Origin of the sequence: Larkinella rosea (assembly GCF_003858635.1) — a bacterium.
Lineage (GTDB): Bacteria > Bacteroidota > Bacteroidia > Cytophagales > Spirosomataceae > Larkinella > Larkinella rosea.
On the sequence record NZ_RQJO01000009.1, the window covers coordinates 202341 to 224563 of the forward strand.

Consider the following 22223-nt stretch of genomic DNA (forward strand, 5'->3'; position numbering starts at 1 on the left):
CCATGTACAGACGTGAATTTATCCAGAAAGCAGCTGCCGGAGCCTTCGCGCTCTCGTTGCCTAAAATGCCTGCCTTTCTGAAAGACGTGCCGATGGGGGTGGTGGTGCATTCCTACGGATTTCGCTGGAATTCAAAGATTGAAAGCAGTAAGTTTCCCGGTTTTACGAACGCCATCGAACTGGTGGATCACTGCAAGGAAATTGGGGCGGGGGGCGTGCAAACCGTCGTGAAAGACTGGTCGGCGGATTTTGCCAGAAAGCTTCGGAACGAGCGCGAAAAAGTGGGGCTCTATCTGGAAGGTTCCATTGGATTGCCCAAAAGACCGGAACAGGTGGCGGCTTTTGAGCAGGAAGTGATTAACGCCAAAGAAGCCGGAGCGACCATTTTGCGGACGGTTTGCTCGAGCGGGCGACGCTACGAAACCTACCACTCCAACGAGGAATGGCAGAACGTCAAGAAAAACGCGCTGGTGTCGTTGCAATTAGCCGAACCCGTTCTGCGGAAACACAAGGTCAAACTGGCGGTTGAAAACCACAAAGACTGGCGGGCAACGGAACTGGTTGCCGCGCTGAAACAGCTGAATAGCGAGTGGATTGGCGTCACGCTGGATTTTGGTAATAGTATTTCGTTGCTCGAAGATCCGATGACGGTGGTTGAAACGCTGGCACCGTACGTCTTCACAACGCACGTCAAAGACATGGGCGTCGCTGAATACGCCGACGGTTTTCTGCTGTCCGAAGTGCCGCTAGGGAAAGGTATTCTGGATCTGCCGAAGATGATTGCGCTCTGCAAAAAACACAATCCGGCGGTGACCTTCAACCTCGAAATGATCACCCGCGATCCGCTGGAAATTCCGTGTCAGAAAAAAGAATATTGGGAAACCTTCGGCGATATTCCCAAATCGGATCTGGACCGCACGCTGCGCATGGTCAAAGCACAGACCTATAAGGCGGGATTGCCCCGGGTTTCCCAGTTATCGGGTGATGAAAAACTGGCAGTTGAGGAGAAAAACATTGTCGAATGCCTTTCGTACAGTAATAAGAAGTTGGGGATTAAATAGTGGTATCCGGTTTTCAGTTTACGGTATTCGGTGGCTGACGCATGTTTGCTAGCGCACGAAGTATAATGCGTCAGCTACCGAATACCGTAAACTGAAAACCGTAAACAAATGAATAATGAGTAAAGACATACTACCTGGTATTAAGCAATTTGATTTGAGTGGGCGGGCGGCCATCATCACGGGCGGTTCCAAAGGGCTAGGGCTGGCCATGGCTGCCGGACTCGCTTCGGCGGGGGCCAATGTGATGCTGGTGAACCGGAATGCCGAAGAAGGCGCGAAAGCCGCTGAAGAACTGAGTCGGGATTTTGGCGTCAAAGCCATTGCGTTCAGGGCCGATATTACCGACCAGGCACAAACCGAAGCCATGGCGCAAGCCGCTATCGACGCCTTTGGCCGGATCGATGTTCTGATCAACAGCGCGGGCATCAACATTCGCGGACCGATCGACGAGGTAACGCTGGAAGATTTTAATAAAGTAATGAATGCCAATGTCAACGGCACCTGGCTGAGCTGCCGCGCCGTGACGCCCTTCATGAAACAGGCCGGCCGAGGCAGCATCATCAACCTGGCCAGCACGCTCGGCATTGTCGGACTGGCCAATCGGACGCCCTACACGTCCAGTAAAGGAGCCGTGGTGCAGATGACCCGCGGACTCGCGCTCGAACTGGCTCCGTTTAACATCACCGTCAACGCCATTTGTCCCGGCCCTTTCCTGACGGATATGAATGTACCAATTGCCGACACCGAAGAAGGCAAAAAATTCGTCGTGGGTGCCACGGCGCTGGGTCGCTGGGGTTTGCTGCGTGAAATTCAGGGAGCCGCCATTTTCCTCGCCAGCGATGCCGCTACCTACATGGTTGGCTCCATGCTTACCGTCGATGGCGGCTGGACGGCGAGATGATAGACGGTTTACGGTTTTCAGTTTACGGTTTTCGCCAGGCCGACGCTTCGGTTGTCTAACGTGTGAGAAATGAATGCGTCAGCCTCCAAAAACCGTAAACTGAAAACCGTAAACCAAAACCCAAATTTCCCTAAACCGAAAACCCTAATGGAGCAAGTCATTGGCAGGATGCCGAAAACCCGGGTGCGCTACGGAATGCTGGCGCTCGTTTTTGTCAACGTGGTGATCAATTACCTGGATCGCACGAATCTGGCCGTGGCGGCTTCCAACCTGAGTAAAGACCTGGACTTGTCGCCGGTCAGTATGGGGTATATTTTTTCGGCATTCGGCTGGAGTTATGCGGTTTTGCAGATTCCTGGCGGTCTGGTGGCCGACCGGTTTGGCCCCCGGATTCTATACGCTTTTTGCCTGATTACCTGGTCGTTTGTAACCATGCTTCAGGGATTTGCCAGCGGATTTGCCAGCCTATTTGGCCTGCGGCTGGCGACCGGAGCTTTCGAAGCGCCTTCGTACCCGATCAATAACCGCATCGTAACCAGCTGGTTCCCCGACAACGAACGGGCGGCCGCGACGGCCATGTACGTGTCGGGACAATTCATTGGTCTGGCCTTTCTGACGCCGATTTTGGTGACGGTCCAGTATTACACGGGCTGGAAAGGGCTGTTTCTGGTAACCGGTCTGGTCGGAATGATCTGGGGCGTTGTCTGGTATCTATTCTACCGCGATCCGCTGGATCACTCGACCGTCAATCAGGCCGAACTCGATTACATTGAAGAAGGGGGCGGTTTGTTCCGGAGACAAAAGAAAGCCGGAACGCAAGCCAACGTCTGGACCTGGGCAAATCTCAAACTGGTTTTTAGTGGACGAACATTATGGGGCGTTTATTTTGCCCAGTTTGCCGTCAACGCCACACTCTGGTTTTTCCTGACCTGGTTTCCAACCTATCTCGTCAAATACCGAGGACTGGACTTCATCAAGTCCGGTTACCTGGCTTCGATTCCGTTTCTGGCCGCTTGCGCTGGGGTGCTTCTGTCCGGTTTTGTGTCCGATAATCTCGTAAAAAAAGGCTGGTCGGTCAGTGCGGCCCGGAAAACACCGATCATCATCGGCTTGATTTTATCCGTCTCGCTGATCGGAGCCAATTACACCAACGACACCGCCTTAGTCATTTTCTTCATGTCATTCTCGTTTTTCGGAGCCGGAATGGCGCTGATTTCCTGGGTTTTTGTTTCTTTGCTGGCTCCCAAACACCTCATAGGCTTAACGGGGGGCGTTTTTAATTTCATGGGCAATCTGGCGTCGATCATTGTTCCCATTGTGATTGGGTATCTGGCCAAAGACGGCGATTTTAAACCGGCGCTGGTATTTGTCGGAACTCTGGGTTTCCTGGGCGCCTGTTCCTACACCTTCCTGGTCGGTAAAATCGAGCGGAGAGGGGAGACGATTGACCATTGACGATGGACCATTGACCATTGTCAGGAGAGCAGCATACCTGGCGGTTTTTCTGTCAATGGTCCATCGTCAGCGGTCAATGGTCAACAATCCATCGTCAGCGGTCAATCGTCATTTTTCAAATCTTAACCAAAAATGAACCATTCAAATTACTTTCCTGACCGCTACAAGGGTCAGGTAGCTATTGTTACCGGTGGCGCGGACGGGCTGGGAAAAGCCATTGCCAGTCGGCTGGGAGCGGAAGGCGCTTCGGTGGCCTTATTCGACCGGAATGCGGTTTTGCTGGAAAAAACCGCTCAGGAGTTGACGGCCCAAAAGAATTCCGTTCGGACCTATACCGTCGATATTTCGCAGGAAGAGCAGGTGAAAAATGCGGTTGAACAAACCGTAGCGGATTTCGGGAAAATTGACGTAGTCGTTCATTCGGCGGGGATTGTCGGACCGACGAGTACCAACATCACCAACTACGCGACCGCGGATTTTGAAAAATTACTCGCGATCAATCTCTTCGGAAGTTTTCTGATTACGAAGCATGTGGTCGGTCATATGGCAAGCCGGAAATACGGCCGGATTCTGCTGATTGCGTCCATTGCCGGGAAAGAAGGGAATCCGGGGATGGTGGGCTATTCGGTCAGTAAAGCGGGCGTGATCGGCCTGGTGAAAGCCATCGCCAAAGAATACGCCACCGCCGGTATTACGGTGAACGGCCTGGCTCCGGCCGTCATCAGAACCGCCATGAACGCCGATACGGCCCCCGAACAACTGGCTTACATGACCGCCAAAATCCCGATGGGGCGGCTGGGCGAAACCGACGAAGTGGCGGCAATGGCCAGCTTTATCGTTTCGCCCGAAAACAGTTTTTCGACCGGTTTTATCTACGACATTTCCGGTGGGCGGGCCACGTATTGACGCAATCGGGTTGAAAAATATAACCGCTTATTTGTTACCGAAGCGCAACATATGGTTGCTTTTTTACGTAATGGTAAGTAGAGCTCCTGAATCTCCGAATGCTCGATAACGGGTATTTTGGGGTATGATCATCAGCCCGGATGGATCGAAACCGCCATCTATCAAACTGTTAAAAAAGACTAAAAAACAACCTTACCCTAAAAACCGAACATTCTATGACGGAACTGTACGTTACTTTTTAAACGTGAGTCAGTAATAACCTGAATCATCCCCAGACCATGAAACGTACATCCGTCATTCTACCGGCCAATCAGCCGCAAGCCGCATCGTATTCAGCGTTGCACGTGTTATTGTCTCAGTCCGAAGATGAGTTCTATGGCAGTCTCCAGCGTATCTGGAACAACGTGCTGCACCTCGAAGATATGGGAATTATTCAGCAGGAAAACGATAAGTTTATGTATGCTTACCGGTTTGCGGAAGCCGAACTCAAACGTGCTTATTCAACCCAGGCAACGCTGGGTGTAACCGCTCAATCCAATCAACCGGCCTCACTGCGGTCGTGATGAAAACCTATCAGAATGAGCACGTTGGGGTAGAAGTTGATTGCAGTATTCACCTGTTGCAGCAAACCTGGCGGGGCTTGCCGACCAGCGAAAGTTTTCGGGAAGGCTCGCTGGCAATTCTGGCGCTGGCCAAACGATACCAGGTCAAACGCTGGCTGATTGATTTGCGTACCTTGCGGATGTTCAATCCGATCGATTTGCACTGGTACATTCAGCACTGGCTTCCCCAGGCCGACCTGGGACAAAAATTACCCCGGCCGGCGCGGGTGGCCATCGTTCTGAAGGACCTGAACCAGTTCGGTAAACTTGGGTCCGACCTAGTCTTACGCGCTTCCGGCAGTCTGAATGAATCACTGACGAGCCGGTATTTCATTGGCGATGAAGACGCCCGGCAGTGGCTACTGGTAAAACCGTAAATGGCTACCGTGCCACTGCCAGCTCAAAATAAGACCGGTTTTTATCGGTGAAACGGCTCTATGATCGCACCGCATTAAAGCACGTTCTCCACTACTGTAGGCTTGAGCTTTTCGCACAAAGCATTTAATTTATCTTCATCATTATTCAATATTTGGTTCGCTTCATCAAGAAGGGCATCAATATTTTCCTGAGACGCATCATCCATATCGTCGTTACCTAAATCCAGCGGTGTTTGAAACCGGTAGTAATTATCTTTTAATCCAAAAGCCTGCATCATTTGCCGAACCTGATAGTCGACTGTAACGCTGGCGCCCTGGAACATAATGCTAATGATCGGATTAATCCAATCCAGTTTCCCCCAGTTCTTCGCCTGGTTGTATTCAAATCGCCGGACCAGATCGCCGGTTCCCAGCGATACAATCATCACCGGTTCCTGCGGACCAAATAATCGAAGGTGTTCGGCCAGCGCACACATCGTTGGATTGTTGGCAAACAAACCCCCATCCACCAGGGCAAACGCCCCATTGGTCGGCTCGGATTTTAACCGAATGGGTTCGAAATAAGTAGGAGCGGCACTCGTGGCCCGGCTGATGGATTTCAGGGGGAAATCCGGTTCACTACCGTCTTCTGCCAGCCAGCTTTTGAAAATAACCGGCATTCGTGAGTGAATATCATAGCTCGTCACCATGGTATTCGTTACACAACTGCTCAGGTTGGCGTTAAAAAAGTAATCATCTAACACTTTTTCAAGGTGTTGCTTGTCGTAGAGCTCTTCAAAAATGCCGTACGGATTGGTGAATTTTTGGAGTTTACCTTTGGCGAAGATTTCTTTCCCTCGTTCCGTGTATATTTTTAGGACATCTTCCGCTTTGTATTTAGGGGCGGATTTATCCGAACTGGGCATCGTAAGCGCCAATGCTATTAAACCGCCGGTGCTGGTTCCGGCAATCAAGTCAAATAAAGCAGCAATTGGTTTGCCGGTCTTTTGCTCGATTTCACAAAGGATTTTAGCCGGAATGATTCCTCTAATTCCTCCACCATCGATAGATAATATTCTTTTCATATAAATATTTATTAGTATTTTAATTTATTCGATTGGCAAGAATATTTAGAAATACTATAGAATCATAAAAGTTAGGTTTCTATTTATTTAACGGCAATTTAAGTTACTTTTTTGACCGTTAAATAAAACGTAAAGATATTCCGGATTTTCAACAGGTAAATGCCTTACTATTACTGAATTTCCACCTCACTTACCTTTCTTTTTGCAGCCATGAACAGTTTTATCTATTCGTTTCAATGCTTGACAACTGCCTATCCTTTTCACGAAGATTTTGATAAAGAGTATTTAGAAAAAAAAGATGACTTCGATAATGAATTAAAAGAGTATGAACTTTTACCAGAATCAAATCATGAGAAGAAAGAAAAGATTAAAAAGCTTAAAAATTATCTAACAAAAAATGGCGAGCATCTTAGAATCTTAAATAGTTTAAATGCAGCGGAAGATTCCATTGTAAAATCACTTGAAAAAGAGGTAAGATTTCTTTTACCTCCTGGACTTCTGGTGAAAGCAGATGTAACGTTTAGCGAGGGAAGCCTGGTCATGTACGGGACCGTTACATTGATCAGCTGGGCAGGAACGCTGGTATTTGATACCATCAAAGAAGAAGTTACCGACATTCTAAAAGGTTGTGTAAAGCGGTCATTCAAATCCGCTCTTGCCAGAGCTGGATTGGCAATAGGAAGCAATCTCGAATTTCAAGATAATCAGCCTTTGACGCAGCGTCAAGCACCCATTTCCCAGACTCAGAGCGATGAACCCCGTTCCGTTCCCGCAGTTCAGCCAAAACCTTTGCTAGCAGAGGGACGAACTCAATTGTTGCTTTTAACTCTGATTCTATTCTTGCAATTGATCTTTTTAATAGATCGTTTTTTTTTAATAAATATTTCACTGGAATCACGAGAATCTGGTAGAACCGAAAAATCAGGAACTATCCTTCCGAGCGATACCTTGAAAAAATAAGAACTTATGATCTTTGACTTTGAAGGTGGGTTATTTGTTTTTACGAAATTAACTAATAAAAACAGGTCTTACAGTATCTATTCTACGAAATTGATTATTGATAAAGCTAATAGTTTCGGTGTCTTTTATTTGAATTGTATTGTTAAGGAAATAAATCATTATCTATCTCCCTTTTTCGGAACTTCAGGAAGGTTGCTATTTTTAACAGATCCCGATAAAGAAACAATTTCCAAGGAAGAAAGAACATTCGAAAGAATACGGTTTGAAGGCTCGTTTTTTTTAGAGTGCGAATCTAACTCCTTTTTGTTGACACCGTTTCTCGAACAACAGCTTATTGCTGTTTTTGAAACAGCAGTTAAAAGAGGATTTGAATATATTCTAAGGCATTTATTTACCAGCGTAGAAATCCAATTGCTCGAAGAACAAAAACAACCTATGATGAACTCCTTCGGGAATCTGCAATGGGATTTCAGGAAAGTTGGGAGAATTTCCGTGTTTCAGCACAAATAACCTTTTGCCCTTTTATTGATTCCAGAACTTTATCGATTTATCCTGAAATTTACCGGCAGATTATACCGGCAAGCGACCGGCTGGCCAGCCTGTTTGGCCGGTGTCCAGGTGGGCATACTTTTAATGAGTCGCAGGGCTTCGGCATCCAGTTCCGGATCAAGATTTTTCAAAACGTGAGCGTCCTCAATCTTGCCCTGTTCGGTGACAATAAAGGATACGAATACCCGGCCTTCCAGACCGGTTTTTCGGGCAGCTTCCGGATATCGCAAATTTTTAGTGATATAACCATCCAATCGGCGCATACCACCCGGAAATTCGGGTGGTAGTTCGGTAACGGTGAATACCGGTCGATTGGCTCTCGATGTTGAATCCTGTATTTCTACTTTCACCGTCGCCTGCTGAGCGTGAGCGGACCGGCAGCAGGAAATCATCAGCATTACGAACAGGAAGGCATAGTGTTTCATGGCTGTTTCAGCCTACCGATTTATAAAATAGTAGGATCAGTAGTGAACTTAGGATATTTCACTGAAAGCCCCCATTTTACTTTTAGGGAGCGGTCAAGAAATTTGATGAAGCGGCCCTTTTGATGGAAACAAAGTCAGCGTAAAAGCTGCGTGAAGTGGTTCCATCAATTACTCCCCAATTCACTCAGATACCGGATTAAATCCCGTACGTCTTCCTCCGAATACGTGTCCATCAATCCAGTCGGCATCAGCGAACCGTTCTCGGTCTGGCTCGTCAGTTCCTTTTTATCGATGACCCGGTTTTTGGTGGCAGCGGTCGTTTTGATGTGAATGACATCGGCGGTTTCAAAAACCTTGATGCCCTGAATGATCTCGCCCTTTTTCGTTTCCACCCGCACCTGGTTGTACCCTTCCTTGATGTTCTGATTGGGCCAGAGAACTTCCGTAATGATTTCGCGCGACGACAATCCCCGGCCAATGGCCGACAGATTCGGGCCAATCGTGCCCCCTTTTCCGTTCAGCGTGTGGCAGGCCGAACAGCTTGGGTTTGCCTGATAAATCAGCTCGCCCCGTTTGGCGTCGCCCTGCTCTTTGACGGCTTTGGCCAGTTTCTCGACGTAATCCGGGCTGTATTTCCGGGCGCTGATCGTTCGTTCTTCAGCCAGCTGATTCAGTCGGGCGCTGAGTTCGGGCGCGTTGATGCCTTTCGTGGCCAGCGCTTCCAATGCCAGCCGGGCCTGTGATTTGGAAAGTACGGTTTTGGCCAATGCCGCAACCAACGCTTTGATGCCCGACCGCTGATCGATCACGGGTGCAATGGCATCCCGCATGTCGTTCACCGAACCGCCCGAACGCTGCATTTCCTTCACCGTTGCGTTGGCGGCTAGTGTAACGTCCAGTTCACTGATGCCTTTCAGCGACGCCAGCCGAATAATACGGGGTGTTTCGGAAGAAACCGCCAGTTTTTGCAACAACGGCAAAACCGCCCCGCCGTTCAGTTCGACCAACGCTTTCAGTCCCTCCGCCCGGACCCGCTGATCGATCTGGTTGTTCGTCGCCAGTAGGTTAATGGTAGCTGCTACCGGTTTGATTTTCCAGGCTCTCGCCAGTTGAATGGCGGCAATATTCAACTCGGCGGTTTTCGTTGGCGCCAGGCTGGTTTTTAAATTCGCAGCCGCAAGCGCCGAAACCGGTTTGGCATCCAGCTTACTCAGATTTTCCAGCAAAACCGCATCTGTTTGCGCTGAGGACTGCCCCAAAACAAACTCAATATCAGGAGCTTTACCGGTTTTGGCCAGACTCAGCAGCAAACTCCGCCGAACCTCCGGCGATCGACTTTCGGTCTGAATCAGCTTTCGATATTGTTCGGGAGTATACCACGAAGGCGGCAAAACACTGACAAGCCACGCCAGATGAGCCGGTTTTTTGAAAGCAAGCTGATCGGCTTTCAAAGCCGGTTCCCAGGCTTCCTGCAACGCATAGGCGGTTTTTTCCAACGCATACCGAAGAAATTTGTCCATCGGTTGATCCAGCACCTGAGTCGCCAGCACCATCGCTTCGGGGCGGTGAACCGTGCTGACCGCCACCAGTGCTTCTAATCGAACGCGAGAATTTTGGTCATTAACCAGTGGTTCCAGAATCGCGAGCGCATTCGGTAGCCGGTCGGACCAGCGACCGGCCACGTGGGCCGCATACGCCCGCGCACCCAGTTCTTTTCCGGTCGCCAATTGCTTGAGTAAAGCTTCATTGACGACTTCGTGGCTTTCAAAAACGCCGGTTATTTCCATCAAATGATGTTCGTAGTGCGAATCTTTTGGGTCCAGTTTTTCCACCCATTCCGTTAAATCCGGTCGAACCTCTTTCAGCGATTTTTCGGCCAACAGTCGTTTGACCTGATAGCGCACCCAATGTTCATCGGATTTCAACTGATCCAGCAAAACCGGAACGGGCTGATCGGCGAGTTTGGGAGGCTGGACGAGCGGTCGGTTGGTGGCCGTAATCCGCCAGATCCGTCCGTGGGTTTTGTCGCGGTCCGGGTGCCGCATGGAAGCCTGGTAGTGTCCGATAATGGGGTTGTACCAATCCAGCACATAGAGCGCACCGTCGGGGCCCACCTTGACGTCGATGGGCCGGAAACTGCGGCTGCTCGAACTCAGAATCGGGTCGAGCAGTCGGGCCTTGTAGCCGGATGAATCATCGGTTACCCGCATCCGCTCGATCTTGTTGTTGTAATAACCGGCAATCACAAAATCGCCTTTCAGGTCGTCCGGGAGGTGTTTCGTTCGGATAATTTCGATGATCGAGCCTTTGATGACCAGCTTACCAATGGGCGGAAGCAGGGCCCGGTGGGCGGTTTTGACCAGGCCCGGAACCGTGTAAAACAATTCGGGATCATTGGCTTTGTGGAACATTTCCCCCCATTCGCCGAAGTTCATACCCCACGGATTGACGCTGGCCATGGAGCCATCCAGAAAATTATCGAGCTGACGGCGCAGCGGACGATACCGCCAAATGGCCGCCCGATCGGCTTTTTCGATGCCCCAGGCGGTTTCGACCCGGCTGTAGATGCTGTGTCCCTGCGAAAAAAACAGCTCTCCGCCCGGACTCCACAGAAACGAATTGATCGTCTGGTGCGAATCGTGCGTACCAAAACCGGCCATCAGTACTTCGCGTTTGTCGGCTTTTCCGTCGCCATCCGTGTCTTTCAGAAAGACCAGTTCGGTTTGCTCACCCAGGTAAACCCCACCGTGGCCGAGTTCAAAACCCAGTGGCATCATCAGCCCGTCGGCAAAAACGTAGGAGGTGTCGGCTTTGCCGTCGTGGTTGCGGTCTTCCAGAATCGTCAGTTTATCGACCGGTTTTTTGCCCGCTTCCAATTGCGGATACGACGGAATGGTCAGCACCCATAACCGGCCTTTTTCGTCCCACCGCATGGCGCAGGGATCGGCAATGCCGAGTTCTTCGGAAGCAAACAATTCAATTTTATACCCATTGGCCAACTGAAACGATTTGAGTTCGGCCGCTACCGAATTGTCCGCTTCGGCCGGCGAAACCGACATCGGATTGATCTGTCCCAAACAGAGGTTAATCTGGCTGAAAATGAGTGCAATCAGTAACGGTATTTTAAACATAATGGCTTTTTGGATAAGTACCATTTGGAAGGAAATTCAGGTTTTTAGGAAGTGATTTAGGAGTTTACCGAACCGGAACCAGTTTACGTTGTTCGCTCTCAATCCGCTGTTCAGCTTCCCGAATCAGCGGTTCAAAAGCTTTCATTTCTTCGGGAAAAATCCGGCGGGTTTTGTCTTTCCAGTCGTGGCTGAAGGGCTGCGTAATCCGGTCGCCGTTCAGAAACGCCCAGTTGCTTGGCCGCCAGTAATTGAACCACAGGACATTTTTCGTTAGAATTTCCTCACGTAGCGGGGTCAGATTCCCGGAAAAAGCACCGGGAAGATTCAAGCCTTTCAGGATCAATTCCGCCACCAGCCGTTGCCCATCCGGATTCAGGTGCAGGCCGTTGGTGGTCAGCGATCCGAACGAAGCCGACGACCGAACCGGGTGGAACAAATCGACAAAACCGTATCCTTCTGATTCTGCTAGCTTTTTAATGGCGTCCGCATACGCTTCCACGGGTGCGGTTTTCAGCAAATTGTCCGACTTTCCTTCCGGTGTCAGATACGAACGATCAGGTTCAAACGGAATCGGCGAAAGCAGAACAATGCTCCGACCGGTTTTCCGAATACCGTCCAGCAAGGTCTGATAAGCCGCAATAAACCGGGGAATTTCGTTGGTGCCCTCCAAGGATTCCATCTGACCGAACTGCGCAAAAACGACATTCGCACCCAGACTGTCGAGGTTGCGGCCCCATTTTCCGAAACCGACATCCCGGAATTGTTCAAAAGCCGTGTCGCCGTCCCAACCCAGGTTCCAGACGTGGAGCTTGGTGGTCGGGTGAGCCGCCATGATCAGCGTTTCCAGAATGCCGTCTTTCCGCATCGTGGCAATGTTGGTTCCTCCGGTAAAAACCACCACGTCTTCCGGTTTGAACAGTAGCGAAGTGCTGCTCTGGCGTTTGTCTTGCGGCAGTTTCAACTCCTTATCCAGTTGCGATTCGGTCAAACCGGCGAGTTCTACTTTGGGGTTGTGTACCAGCCTGTTGATTTTATACGTAACGGTCTGTGGATCACCGCTGTGAATCTGGAGCGCGATGTACCCCGACGCATCTCCGCCGGGGTCTTTGACCGCGACGGCCAGTTTTCCATTAATTGCCGTCCAGATCCGGTCGCCGACGGCCAGAATTTCGTAGTGATTCCACTGCCCGCGCTTGACGGCTTTTTCGCCCCGATCCGACCAGTCCAGTTTCTGGCGGCCGTGTTCGTGGTACAGCCGTCCCCAAACGTCTTTGCCCATGTCGGCCTGATACCCCAGCGCCTGCCCGCTGGCGTCGGCTTTTTGGGAACGGAACTGAATCCCGGCATTGCGGTCGTCCGGTTCGAGTTTGACGTCGATACTGAGGTAAAAATCAGCCACTTTGACGGACGACCAGAGGAACCGGTTTTTCTCGACCGGCTGAACGGCCCGGCCCACAATGGCTCCGTTTTTTACCGACCAGTATTTCATGTCCGTTGCCGACCAGCCCGCCAAATTCGTCCCGTTAAAGAAGGTCTTATCGGTTTGGGCTTGCACGAAACTGGCTGAGAAGGGTATCCAGATAAGTATAACCACGAAAATCCTTAGTACGATCATACGTTTGTCTCTTGAATGTATAAGCGATTAATCTTTAGCCCCTTTAGGGGATAAATGTTTGTAGAAAATGCAAGTTTTTGAACGTTTCGGGCGTGCCATAGGTACGCAACCTGTATTCCTGTTGCGTACCTACGGCACGTCTGAAAATCTCATTTGAACTTTTTGCTACAAACATTTTGTGCCGATGGCACTAAAACAATTCCAATGATTCAAGTCATCACTCAGTACCCCGGATTTTGTTTCATGTCCGGGTTGATGATGATTTCGCCGATGGGAATCGGGTACAGCAAATCCCGGTCGGTGACGTTAAAAGCAGCCGCTGCGGGCGCACTACCCACCGGGTAATAGTATTTCTGCGGATTGGCTTTGATTCGGGCGCCGTACTCGCTCATCGTCTTGACGGCCAGTCCACTACGGACCAGATCATGCCAGCGTTTGTTCTCGAATGCCAGCTCGATTCGGCGTTCGCGCCAGATGGCCTCGCGCAGCGCGGTTTGGGTGGTGGCAGTCGTATTGGCGAGCCCCGCCCGTGCCCGAACCTGATTCAGAAAACCGCCTGCATCTGCCGAACGGCCCTGTTCGTTGGCTGCTTCGGCCAGCAACAGCAAGACTTCCGCATACCGATAAACCGGCCAGTTGACCCCGGTTTCGCCGTAACGGGCGTGCGGAAACTGGTATTTTTTGATGTAGGGCGTGTTTTTATACGTCACACCCACCAACGGCGAAACACCGGAATAGAAGCCAATGGACGCTTTATACCTTTTATCTCTGAGCGTATCCTCGTAGGCCGCCAGCAAATCCGGCGTCGGCGTATTGTAGCAGCCATCCGTATTCGACGACGACGGTTTGACACCCGTAATAACCGATGGATCAGCTAATACCGGTAAAAATTTATAGGGCATGTAGTTGCTGACGGCCTGCGAAGTGCCTTCGGCGTACTGGACATCAAAAACCGTTTCGGTATTTCCCTTGTTCGTCGGTTTGAAAATATCGGCATATTCCGCCAGCAGCGTATACCCCTGCGTGGTTACCGATTTCAAAGCGGTTTCGGCTTCGGGCCAGCGTTTCAGGTTGATGTAGACGTCGCCCAGCAAGGTATAAGCCGATCCCGAACTCGCCCGGCCGATGGTCTGGGTGGCGCGGTTGGGCAGTAGTTTGGCGGCCTGTTCGGCGTCGGCGATGATTTGCTTATACACCTCCGCAACATCGGTGCGCGACTTGAAGGTATCTTTGTACGAACTGGCGGGTTCCAGAAAAACCGGTACACCGCCGAAGTTTTTCACCAGATCGAAGTACGCAAAAGCCCGCAAAAAATACGTCTGGCCTTTCAGATTATCCTTCACGGCCTGCGTAAAATCGACTTTATCAATTGTGCTCAACACCTGATTGGCGCGCGAAATAATGAGGTAATCGTTGGTCCACTTGCCAGCGGTATTGCGGTTGTTGTTTTCGATGGTAAACGTCGACGGATCTTCTTCCGGTTTGGGGCCGCGCTGGGCGATGTTGAACACAAAATGGGTGTTGTCGGAACGCATTTCGTTCAGCACCCAATCCTGATTATAAAGCGGTTGCAGGGGTGCATAGATACCGCCGGCGGCCTGTTCAAAATCCGCCTGCGACTGGTAAAAACTGGCCGGAGTCAGCACGGTTTCGGGAACGACATCCAGAAAATCCTGGCAGGCGGTAACGGTCAACAGCAGGATTCCCGCGAGTATAAATCGAGTTTTCATGGTAAATCGGGTTTGAAGTTTTTAAAAACCGACATTGACGCCAAAACTGACCGTGCGCGGCACGGGATAGGAGTTTTCGTCGATGCCCGGCGAACTGCCACTGGCCGAATTGCGCGTATTGACCTCCGGATTCGGGCCGGGATACTTCGTGATGATGAACGCATTCTGAACACTGCCATACACCCGCAACCGCCGGATGGGACCGCTCGCTTTCAACGGGATTGCATACCCGATGGTGATGTTTTTGAACGACAGGTAACTTCCGTCCTTGATGTAGCGCGTGTGCCAGCGGTCGCGCTCGAGGTAGGTGGTGCCCTGTTGCGTGCTGCCGTATTTGCCCGCGCCCGGATTTTCCGGCGATTTCCAGCGGTCTTTTACCTCCTGAAGGACGTTGAAAACACCGTCCAGATTGGTCGTCCAGTTTTCATACTGCGTCAGAATCTGGTTGCCGTAGGTGCCGGTGAGGGTCAGCGATCCGTCAAAATTTCCGTAGGTAAACGTGTTGGTCATCCCGAAAATGAAGTCCGGCCAGGGGTTGCCAATGTCGGTGTAATCTTCCGGGAACGTAATTTTTCCGTCGCCGTTTAAATCCCGAAACTTGATCGTTCCGACTTGTGAATCAGCGTATTTGGGCGAGCTGTCGAAATCCTGCTGGTTTTTATAAACGCCCTCCTGAACGGCGCCGTAGAACATGCCGACGGGGTGGCCGACCTGTGAGCGGTGGCTGTAAAAACCGTAGCTCAGAATGCCGTGGAAAAGGGCCGTGGTTTCTTTCGTCGTCAGGCTGACGGTTTTGTTGCGGTCGAACGAGATATTGAAATTGGTGTTCCACGAAAACCGCCGGGTGTTGATATTGTAGGTGTTGATTCCGATTTCGTGGCCCCAGAGTTTCAGTTCGCCGATGTTGGTTTGAATGTTACTGAAACCGGAGGATTGGGGTACTGCAACGTTAAAAAGCAGGTCGCTGGATTTCGTCGAATAATAATTGTACGTCAGCTGGATGCGATCGTTCAGAAAATAGATGTCGGCACCCAGGTTAAATTGCTTTTTGCGTTCCCAGCCTAAGTTGCTATCCCCCAGGTTGTTGGTGGCCCGGCCCTGAAACAGCGTGTTGCCAAACGCGTAGAAAACCGGGCTGACGGTGGAGCGAAAGGTGTAGTTCCCGATGTCGAAATTACCGGTTGTGCCGTAGCTGGCGCGGATTTTCAGGAACGAAACCGGCTTGACTTTCCAGAAATCTTCCTTCGACACAATCCAGCCCACGGAGGCCGAAGGGAAGTTTCCCCAGCGGTTGTCGGGCCCAAACCGCGACGAGCCATCCCGGCGAACTGAAGCCGTGAAGAGGTATTTGCTTTTGTAATTGTAGTTCAATCGCGCCAGGTAGGAGAGGAGCGCCCACTCCTGCACCCCACTGGTGACGACCACCCGACCGGCGGCACTGACGGCCTGAATCTTGTCATCGGCGTAGTTGGTGGCCGTGACGAGTGTGCTTTCGCCCCGGTAGCGCTGCGCCGTAAAATCGACCAGCGCGTCGAGGCTGTGGCCGTTGAAATCGGTCTGGTACGTGAGCGAATTTTCGTTGATCCAGTTGTACGAGCGGGCGGTATTGTCGGAGCCAAACGGAATGCGGGGCGGGGGCGTGAACATCACCCCAATCGTTGACGGGTTGAACTGAAACGTGCTGGAATTGCTCAATTGCACATTCACGGTCGTTTTGGCCGTCAGCCCTTTCCGGATTTTGTATTCGACAAAGGCATTCGACAGCAGTTGGAGGTTTTTGCCCTCATACACCTTCTCTTTGGCCACCCGCAGCCAGTTCGGATTGCCAAACGTGGCGGGGTCCGAAGCCGTTAGCGTCAGGCTGCCGTCGGGGTTGTACGGACTGGCGAGGGGCGTGGTGGCCAGGGCCGCCGAAACAATGTTTTCGGAACCGTACGGGCCGCCGTCGGTCGCAAAGTTGGTGTTGGTCGCGTAGTTCGGAGCGACATTAAAACCGATTCTTACTTTGTCGCTGGGGGTGAAAACCGAATTGACACGCAGCGAAAGCCGCTGATACCCCGTGCCGACAATGACGCCCTGCTGGTTGAAATAACCGCCCGTAACGGAGGTCGTAAAGTTTTTCATGCCTGCGTTGACGGTCAGGTTGTAGCTCTGGATGGGAGCGGTTCGGGTGATGGCGTCGTACCAATCCGTGCCCTTTCCGGCATATTGGGCGGGATTTTGAAAAACCGTATTGACCGGACGGCCATTCTGCTCGGCAATTTCTTTCTGGAATTGCGCGTATTCTTCCGCGTTCATCATCGTCAGCCGACGCGATTTCGGGATTTGCTCAAAACCGTAGTAGGCATTGAAATCGATCAGCGTTTTTCCGGCAACAGCGGTTTTGGTCTGAATCAGCACCACGCCGTTGGCCGCCCGGGAACCGTACAGCGACGACGCGGCCGCGTCTTTCAGAATGGTAATGCTCTCAATTTCAGCGGGATTGATGGTGTTGATATTGCCGGAAATCGGCATGCCATCCACCACGTACAGCGGGTCAGCCCCGGCAGTGATCGAAACCGCTCCCCGGATCTTGATGTTCATGCCCTCGCCGGGACGACCGGAAGTCTGATCAATGCGTACTCCGCTCAGTTTTCCCTGCAGCAATTGTCCCACCTGCGCTACGGGCGCGTCTTTCATCTGCTTGTCCGAAATCGTGGCAATGGCGCCGGTAATGTCTTCTTTCTGCTGCGTTCCGTAGCCCACCACCACCACTTCCGCCAACGCTTTGGTATCCGTTTTCAGGGAAATATCGACCGCTGACCGGTTTCCAACGACGGTTTCCTGCGGCAAATAACCGACAAACGAGAATACCAGCGTGGCATTGGCGTCTGGTACCGCGAGCGTGTATCGACCCTCGGCATTGGTCGTGGTGCCGCGTTGCGATCCTTTCATGACCACACTGACGCCCGGCAACGGTTCATTTTTTTCATCGGTTACCTTTCCCGAAATCGACAGATCGGCCTCGGGTTGGATCTGAATCGGCGTGATTTCCCGCATGAAACCACTGATATTCAGGAACGAAGTCTTTTTCCGGTTTCGCTTGAGCACAATCTGCTCGTTGGTGGACTTGTACTCGATTTGCAGGGGCGACAACAGCCGGTCGAGCACCTCGGCCAGGGGTTCGTTGAGTGCCGTAATGCTCACTTTTTCATCGACCGGAATCATGTTCCGGCTGTACGCAAACCGCACTTTGGCCTTGCTCTCGATTTCGGCAAGCGCTTTTTGTAACGGTATATTTTCAGCCTTCAGGCTAACATTTCGTTTGAGAAGGTCCTGGGCGTCGGTTTCGCGGGCATTGGCAACGGCCGTAATAAAACCGATCAGCAGGAGTTGGAGTACCGATAACCGCATAAGGGCATAGGCTGTCTTGCTTTTTAGAAAAAAATGCATAGGTTTGGGTGGTTAAATTGAACAATAAAAGCCCATCATCACCTTCCGAGTGATGGTAATTAGAGAGCTTGTTCAGAATCAGGAGTGCCGCAATCACTCCTGATTTCCTTTAAAAGCTTAAAACGAGCGTTGGCTTTTGTTTTGGCATAGAAGGGGGTTAAAGGGTTGGGTAGTCGATTCTCTTCTGATTTTTGTTTTACTCCGCATTCCGGCAACCTTCGCCGTCGATCACAATACTATCTCCGCGCATTTCGTACGTTGCTTCCACCATTTGCGTTGTTATTTCCAGAATTTCCGCCAGCCGATTGTGGTCGAACGTCGCTTTCAGGCGGCAATTTGCCAGATTGGGATTCGCCAGTTTGATTTTGATGCCGTATTTCTTTTGTAACCGCACCGCAATTTCCGACAGCTTTTCGTCCTCAAACGTGAGCGAAATGGGTTGCCAGGGATCGACCCGTTCCCGGGAATTCGAGAGTTCCGTCGAGGTCAGCAGCCCCGAAGACACCTCAAAAACCGCCTGCTGACGGGGCAATAACAGCACCGATTTTTCCTGCCCTTGGCCATCGGGTGCCGACACCGACACTTTGCCGGTCACCACCGAGACTTCATACCGCGATTGATCGGAATTGGATTTGACGTTGAAACTCGTTCCCAATACCTTCACCAGCAGTGAGTTACTTTTTACGAAAAAGGGTCGAGCCGGATCTTTCGTCACTTCAAAAAATGCTTCTCCTTCGATACTGACCGTGCGCGAGGTTTCAGAAAACGCGTTGTCGGCATACCGAATCGCTGCGTTGGGGTTCAGCCACACCTTGCTGCCATCCGGCAATTGATGGCGAATGACCTGTTTCTGCGTGTTGACAATTGACGTTGCCTGAGCTGCCAGTTCCTGAGCCGGTTTTGCAGTATGGCGATAGAAATAAAATCCTAAACCGCTCACGATCAAAAGAATGGCAGCCGCAACATAGCGCCAGAAGCCGGGCACGAAGTAACGGACGTTGTCGGGCAACTCCGGTTGCATTTCGGCTCCGGTTTTGAGGTTGACAATTTCCTGCACTTTTTTCAAATGGCGGTTCTGATCGAATTCGCGGGGGTTGGCATCACCGGCGTTCAGGGCCGCGTACCACTGCTCCACCTGTTCAACTTCTTCCGCGTTGCAATTTCCCTCCAGGTATTTTTTCAGCAGTTCGGGTGAAATGGCATTTTTGCTCATAGGTTCGATCGGTCGGCTTCCCATTTGGTGGCCTCTCTGGAGATAAGACGCACGAAAACCCGGCAACCCTGGTGGGATTTGAAGAAAGTTTATAACAAATGCTATCTGAAAGCTTAGTATACTTGCAGTCAGCATGTTTTGAAAGTGGATGCACAACCCGTACCGCGATCGTGACGCCCAGGCATTGTGGCAATTGGTGAAGCTGGAGGCTGATGCAACAGCCTTCGCGGAACTGCATGCCCGTTTTTCGGCGAAACTCTACGCACTGGCGTACCGCAAAACCGGTGACAGTGACGTATCCGAAGACCTGGTGCAGGATTTATTTGTGACGCTCTGGGTCCAGAAAGAGACGCTGACCATCGACAAAACCATCAATGTCTATCTCTTTTCGGCGCTGAAAAACCGCATCCTTTCGCATTTTCGAAAACAACTGCTCCGCAATTTGGTGCCGCTCGACGACGTCTATCCGGAAGTGCTGGTTTCCCATTCGGCCAACGTGGTGCAGGACTGGATTCAACTCCGGGAAGTGCAGGACGTATACCTTCGCGAATTGAACAATTTGCCCGAAAAAAGCCGTGAAGTTTTTGAACTGAGCCGCAGTGGTTTAGCCAATAAGGAAATTGCCGAACAACTCGGGCTCGCCGAAAAAACCATCGAATTTCACATCAGCAAATGCCTGCGCGTATTGCGGGTCAAGTTGTTGTATATGGTCGGGCTGGTGTCGGCGTTGTTGCTGCTTCATTGACAAACGCGGGTTGGAAACCATTTTAACGGTTTTGGGAAATGGCAATGACGGTCGGTAACCCACGGTTAAAACCGTGGCCTGGTTCTTACGGTTTTCTTTTCGAGGCATTATAATTCCCGATCACTTCCGAAACCGTCAACGCCCGGTTGTAGATGGAAACCTGGCTAATCTGTCCATTCCCCGGCGCGCCAATTCGGAGCTTTGAATCCCCACCGGCTGATTTCAGATACGGATTAAACCGCCCCCAGCCGAATTGACGGGTGTCGCCCCCGTCGTTCAGGTTGCCATCAACCACGAAGGAAATAATGTGCGGTCCGCCATCGACGATAATGCTGACGTGGTGATTTTGATTCGGTTTTAACAGGCCTTCGTCGCAGGGCCAGGAGGATTGCGTTCGCCCGTCGTTCATCGAAAATTCGACGGTTTTTGCATCGGTCGTGCGTACAAACCAGCCCTTGCCGGTCGGGTCGCGGGCGTCGAGCAGGAGCTGATTACCGGACAGGCTCGCCAGATTAAAACCGAAATCAATCGTAAAACCGTTCGGCACATTCATGCCCGGCTGTTCGAGTTTTTTCGTGTCCCGTTTGTAAAATTCGGGCAGGATTGGCGCCGATACGGTTTGCGGAAATTTCCCCGATTGATACGACCAATCCGTTACCAGACCGTCCGTCGTTTTCTTTGGATTGTCGAACTGATTCCACAGGTTGGTGAGCAGACTTGTGTTGATTTTGTGGACGCGGGCGATGTCTTTCTGCGTTTCCGTGATGAAATAGGCACCTTTGTCCTCGACCAGATCGGGATAACTCATGCGAATGAGCGGATCTTCGTCGTACAGCAAAATTTCCGGCTGCGTCCATTTGATGATCCTTCCCCTGGGCGAATCGATTTCCACACCACCCGAAACCCAGGCCGGATTCCGGTCTTCATACGCCATGTTACGCCGGTTGGGATGCTCCCGGATAAACCGTCCGCCGTGGTTGTGAAACCAGTAGAGGTACTTGCCGTTTTCACATTTCCAGACAAAATTGGCCGCTCGCGGATGCTTCACCAACTGGCCATTCCCATACCGCATGTACTGGGGCGGTTCCCAGGTATGCCCGGCATCACGGCTGTAGGTATACGCCGGATGACCGTCGATCGTGCGGTAAACGCAGTAAAAAGAACCGTCGCTCAGCACCACGAAGTTTTGCTCCTCGGCAATCGGGCCACCGTCTTTGGACGGCGTTCGCAAGCCAATTTCCCCGTCGGGCAGCGTGTTCCAGCGGGCTTTCGCCGGATCGTTTGCGGTCAATAAATCCGGACTTTGCAGCAAGGCGCCTTCGCTCGACGTGAAAAAACCGTCGCCAAAACCGCCGACTTTGTGAATGGGCACGTACGCGGATTCCTTGTGCGTGAACGCCCGCCCGACGTTCCAGAAATATTGGATTTTGCCCTGATAGGGGTTCTTTTTGTCGATTTCGAAATTCCGGATCGGAATCGTAATCCGGTTGGGCGACCAGGTTATGCCGTTGTCGTCGGAGTATTTAAAGACAAAATAGCCCTGGCTATCCACCCGTTTCACCAGACCATCTTTGTACGGCGGATTGTCGGCCCTGACTGCCCGGATGTTGTCGGTATTGTGGTTGTAAAAAACGAAAATCCGGCCCGAAGGTGCTTTCAGCAGCACGGCATACGACGCTTCCGGCCCGTCGCCGGGCTCGACGTCCCGTTTGTCGATCCAGGTTTTGCCCTGATCGAGACTCCGCTGCGAGATGATGTGCTGACCGGAAGCGCCCTCGTGCCCGGTTCCGGTGGTCAGCACGCACAGCCACGCGCCGTCGTTGGTTTTGACGATATAGGGTTGATCGCTGTACGTTTCGTCGGGGATGACGGTTCCGGTTTTTAAATCGCGGGCATCCTGCGCAAACAACCAATTGTTCAGCACAAAACACAGGCTTACGCAGCTAAGGGTTCTTTTCAGGTTTAGGGGCATCGTATCGAATAGCTTGTCTGAAAAAGCCGTCGTCGCATTCAGACTACTGATGCGCAGCCGGATGGAGCGGAAGTTTTGAGTTGAA

17 protein-coding genes are annotated in these 22223 nt (G+C 51.4%); 9 read left to right on the forward strand and 8 right to left on the reverse strand.

The window, feature by feature from the left end:
• Positions 1-2: 2 nt before the first annotated feature.
• The 6 genes from EHT25_RS16800 to EHT25_RS16825 all read left to right on the forward strand — a co-directional run bounded on the left by EHT25_RS16800 (position 3) and on the right by EHT25_RS16825 (position 5302).
• Positions 3-1061, forward strand: coding sequence for a sugar phosphate isomerase/epimerase family protein (locus tag EHT25_RS16800; protein ID WP_124876303.1), 1059 nt, complete (start codon positions 3-5; stop codon positions 1059-1061).
• A 115-nt stretch (positions 1062-1176) separates the two neighbouring features.
• Positions 1177-1962, forward strand: a complete 786-nt coding sequence (locus EHT25_RS16805) for an SDR family NAD(P)-dependent oxidoreductase (protein ID WP_124876304.1) — start codon at positions 1177-1179, stop codon at positions 1960-1962.
• A gap of 147 nt (positions 1963-2109) precedes the next feature.
• A complete protein-coding gene (locus tag EHT25_RS16810; RefSeq protein ID WP_229311580.1) occupies positions 2110-3417 on the forward strand; it encodes an MFS transporter in 1308 nt (435 codons plus the stop codon).
• 132 nt (positions 3418-3549) lie between these two features.
• Positions 3550-4323 (forward strand): SDR family NAD(P)-dependent oxidoreductase, encoded by a 774-nt coding sequence (locus EHT25_RS16815; protein WP_124876305.1) that lies wholly within the window; start codon positions 3550-3552, stop codon positions 4321-4323.
• A gap of 278 nt (positions 4324-4601) precedes the next feature.
• Positions 4602-4886 (forward strand): hypothetical protein, encoded by a 285-nt coding sequence (locus tag EHT25_RS16820; protein ID WP_124876306.1) that lies wholly within the window; start codon positions 4602-4604, stop codon positions 4884-4886.
• Positions 4886-5302, forward strand: a complete 417-nt coding sequence (locus EHT25_RS16825; protein ID WP_124876307.1) for a hypothetical protein — start codon at positions 4886-4888, stop codon at positions 5300-5302. Before EHT25_RS16820 ends, EHT25_RS16825 begins: the two co-directional genes overlap by 1 nt.
• Positions 5303-5376: 74 nt before the next feature.
• On the opposite strand, the gene EHT25_RS16830 is transcribed toward EHT25_RS16825, so the two are convergent.
• Positions 5377-6366: a patatin-like phospholipase family protein gene (locus EHT25_RS16830; RefSeq protein ID WP_124876308.1), complete on the reverse strand. Its 990-nt coding sequence runs from the start codon at positions 6364-6366 to the stop codon at positions 5377-5379.
• A gap of 210 nt (positions 6367-6576) precedes the next feature.
• Here EHT25_RS16830 and EHT25_RS16835 point away from each other — a divergent pair, with 210 nt between their 5' ends.
• Positions 6577-7326, forward strand: a complete 750-nt coding sequence (locus tag EHT25_RS16835) for a hypothetical protein (RefSeq protein ID WP_124876309.1) — start codon at positions 6577-6579, stop codon at positions 7324-7326.
• Positions 7327-7332: 6 nt separating this feature from the next.
• Complete coding sequence (locus EHT25_RS16840) at positions 7333-7836, forward strand: hypothetical protein (RefSeq protein ID WP_124876310.1); 504 nt, start codon at positions 7333-7335, stop codon at positions 7834-7836.
• Positions 7837-7865: 29 nt separating this feature from the next.
• Here EHT25_RS16840 and EHT25_RS16845 read toward each other — a convergent pair whose 3' ends face one another.
• The 6 genes from EHT25_RS16845 to EHT25_RS16870 form a co-directional block, all read right to left on the reverse strand.
• A complete protein-coding gene (locus tag EHT25_RS16845) occupies positions 7866-8300 on the reverse strand; it encodes an energy transducer TonB (protein ID WP_124876311.1) in 435 nt (144 codons plus the stop codon).
• A 164-nt stretch (positions 8301-8464) separates the two neighbouring features.
• Entirely contained in the window at positions 8465-11431 is a 2967-nt protein-coding gene (locus tag EHT25_RS16850) for a PVC-type heme-binding CxxCH protein (protein ID WP_185731397.1), read from the reverse strand.
• A 64-nt stretch (positions 11432-11495) separates the two neighbouring features.
• Positions 11496-12986, reverse strand: coding sequence for a 3-keto-alpha-glucoside-1,2-lyase-like domain-containing protein (locus tag EHT25_RS16855; RefSeq protein WP_221622296.1), 1491 nt, complete (start codon positions 12984-12986; stop codon positions 11496-11498).
• Positions 12987-13267: 281 nt separating this feature from the next.
• On the reverse strand, positions 13268-14776 hold the full coding sequence (locus EHT25_RS16860; RefSeq protein ID WP_124876314.1) for a RagB/SusD family nutrient uptake outer membrane protein: 1509 nt from the start codon (positions 14774-14776) through the stop codon (positions 13268-13270).
• Between the two features lie 21 nt (positions 14777-14797).
• Complete coding sequence (locus tag EHT25_RS16865) at positions 14798-18208, reverse strand: TonB-dependent receptor (protein WP_185731398.1); 3411 nt, start codon at positions 18206-18208, stop codon at positions 14798-14800.
• Positions 18209-18404: 196 nt separating this feature from the next.
• On the reverse strand, positions 18405-19421 hold the full coding sequence (locus EHT25_RS16870; RefSeq protein ID WP_185731399.1) for a FecR family protein: 1017 nt from the start codon (positions 19419-19421) through the stop codon (positions 18405-18407).
• A 148-nt stretch (positions 19422-19569) separates the two neighbouring features.
• Between EHT25_RS16870 and EHT25_RS16875 the strand changes: the two genes are divergently transcribed.
• On the forward strand, positions 19570-20166 hold the full coding sequence (locus tag EHT25_RS16875) for a sigma-70 family RNA polymerase sigma factor (protein WP_124876316.1): 597 nt from the start codon (positions 19570-19572) through the stop codon (positions 20164-20166).
• Positions 20167-20251: 85 nt separating this feature from the next.
• Here the strand turns inward: EHT25_RS16875 and EHT25_RS16880 are convergent, their stop codons facing one another.
• On the reverse strand, positions 20252-22138 hold the full coding sequence (locus EHT25_RS16880) for a sialidase family protein (RefSeq protein ID WP_124876317.1): 1887 nt from the start codon (positions 22136-22138) through the stop codon (positions 20252-20254).
• Positions 22139-22223: the final 85 nt, after the last annotated feature.

Coding starts and splice junctions, on each gene's coding strand:
- EHT25_RS16800 (WP_124876303.1), top strand. CDS start 3: ATGTACAGACGTGAATTTATCCAGAAAGCAGCTGCCGGAGCCTTCGCG.
- EHT25_RS16805 (WP_124876304.1), top strand. CDS start 1,177: ATGAGTAAAGACATACTACCTGGTATTAAGCAATTTGATTTGAGTGGG.
- EHT25_RS16810 (WP_229311580.1), top strand. CDS start 2,110: ATGGAGCAAGTCATTGGCAGGATGCCGAAAACCCGGGTGCGCTACGGA.
- EHT25_RS16815 (WP_124876305.1), top strand. CDS start 3,550: ATGAACCATTCAAATTACTTTCCTGACCGCTACAAGGGTCAGGTAGCT.
- EHT25_RS16820 (WP_124876306.1), top strand. CDS start 4,602: ATGAAACGTACATCCGTCATTCTACCGGCCAATCAGCCGCAAGCCGCA.
- EHT25_RS16825 (WP_124876307.1), top strand. CDS start 4,886: ATGAAAACCTATCAGAATGAGCACGTTGGGGTAGAAGTTGATTGCAGT.
- EHT25_RS16830 (WP_124876308.1), bottom strand. CDS start 6,366: ATGAAAAGAATATTATCTATCGATGGTGGAGGAATTAGAGGAATCATT.
- EHT25_RS16835 (WP_124876309.1), top strand. CDS start 6,577: ATGAACAGTTTTATCTATTCGTTTCAATGCTTGACAACTGCCTATCCT.
- EHT25_RS16840 (WP_124876310.1), top strand. CDS start 7,333: ATGATCTTTGACTTTGAAGGTGGGTTATTTGTTTTTACGAAATTAACT.
- EHT25_RS16845 (WP_124876311.1), bottom strand. CDS start 8,300: ATGAAACACTATGCCTTCCTGTTCGTAATGCTGATGATTTCCTGCTGC.
- EHT25_RS16850 (WP_185731397.1), bottom strand. CDS start 11,431: ATGTTTAAAATACCGTTACTGATTGCACTCATTTTCAGCCAGATTAAC.
- EHT25_RS16860 (WP_124876314.1), bottom strand. CDS start 14,776: ATGAAAACTCGATTTATACTCGCGGGAATCCTGCTGTTGACCGTTACC.
- EHT25_RS16865 (WP_185731398.1), bottom strand. CDS start 18,208: ATGCATTTTTTTCTAAAAAGCAAGACAGCCTATGCCCTTATGCGGTTA.
- EHT25_RS16870 (WP_185731399.1), bottom strand. CDS start 19,421: ATGAGCAAAAATGCCATTTCACCCGAACTGCTGAAAAAATACCTGGAG.
- EHT25_RS16875 (WP_124876316.1), top strand. CDS start 19,570: ATGCACAACCCGTACCGCGATCGTGACGCCCAGGCATTGTGGCAATTG.
- EHT25_RS16880 (WP_124876317.1), bottom strand. CDS start 22,138: ATGCCCCTAAACCTGAAAAGAACCCTTAGCTGCGTAAGCCTGTGTTTT.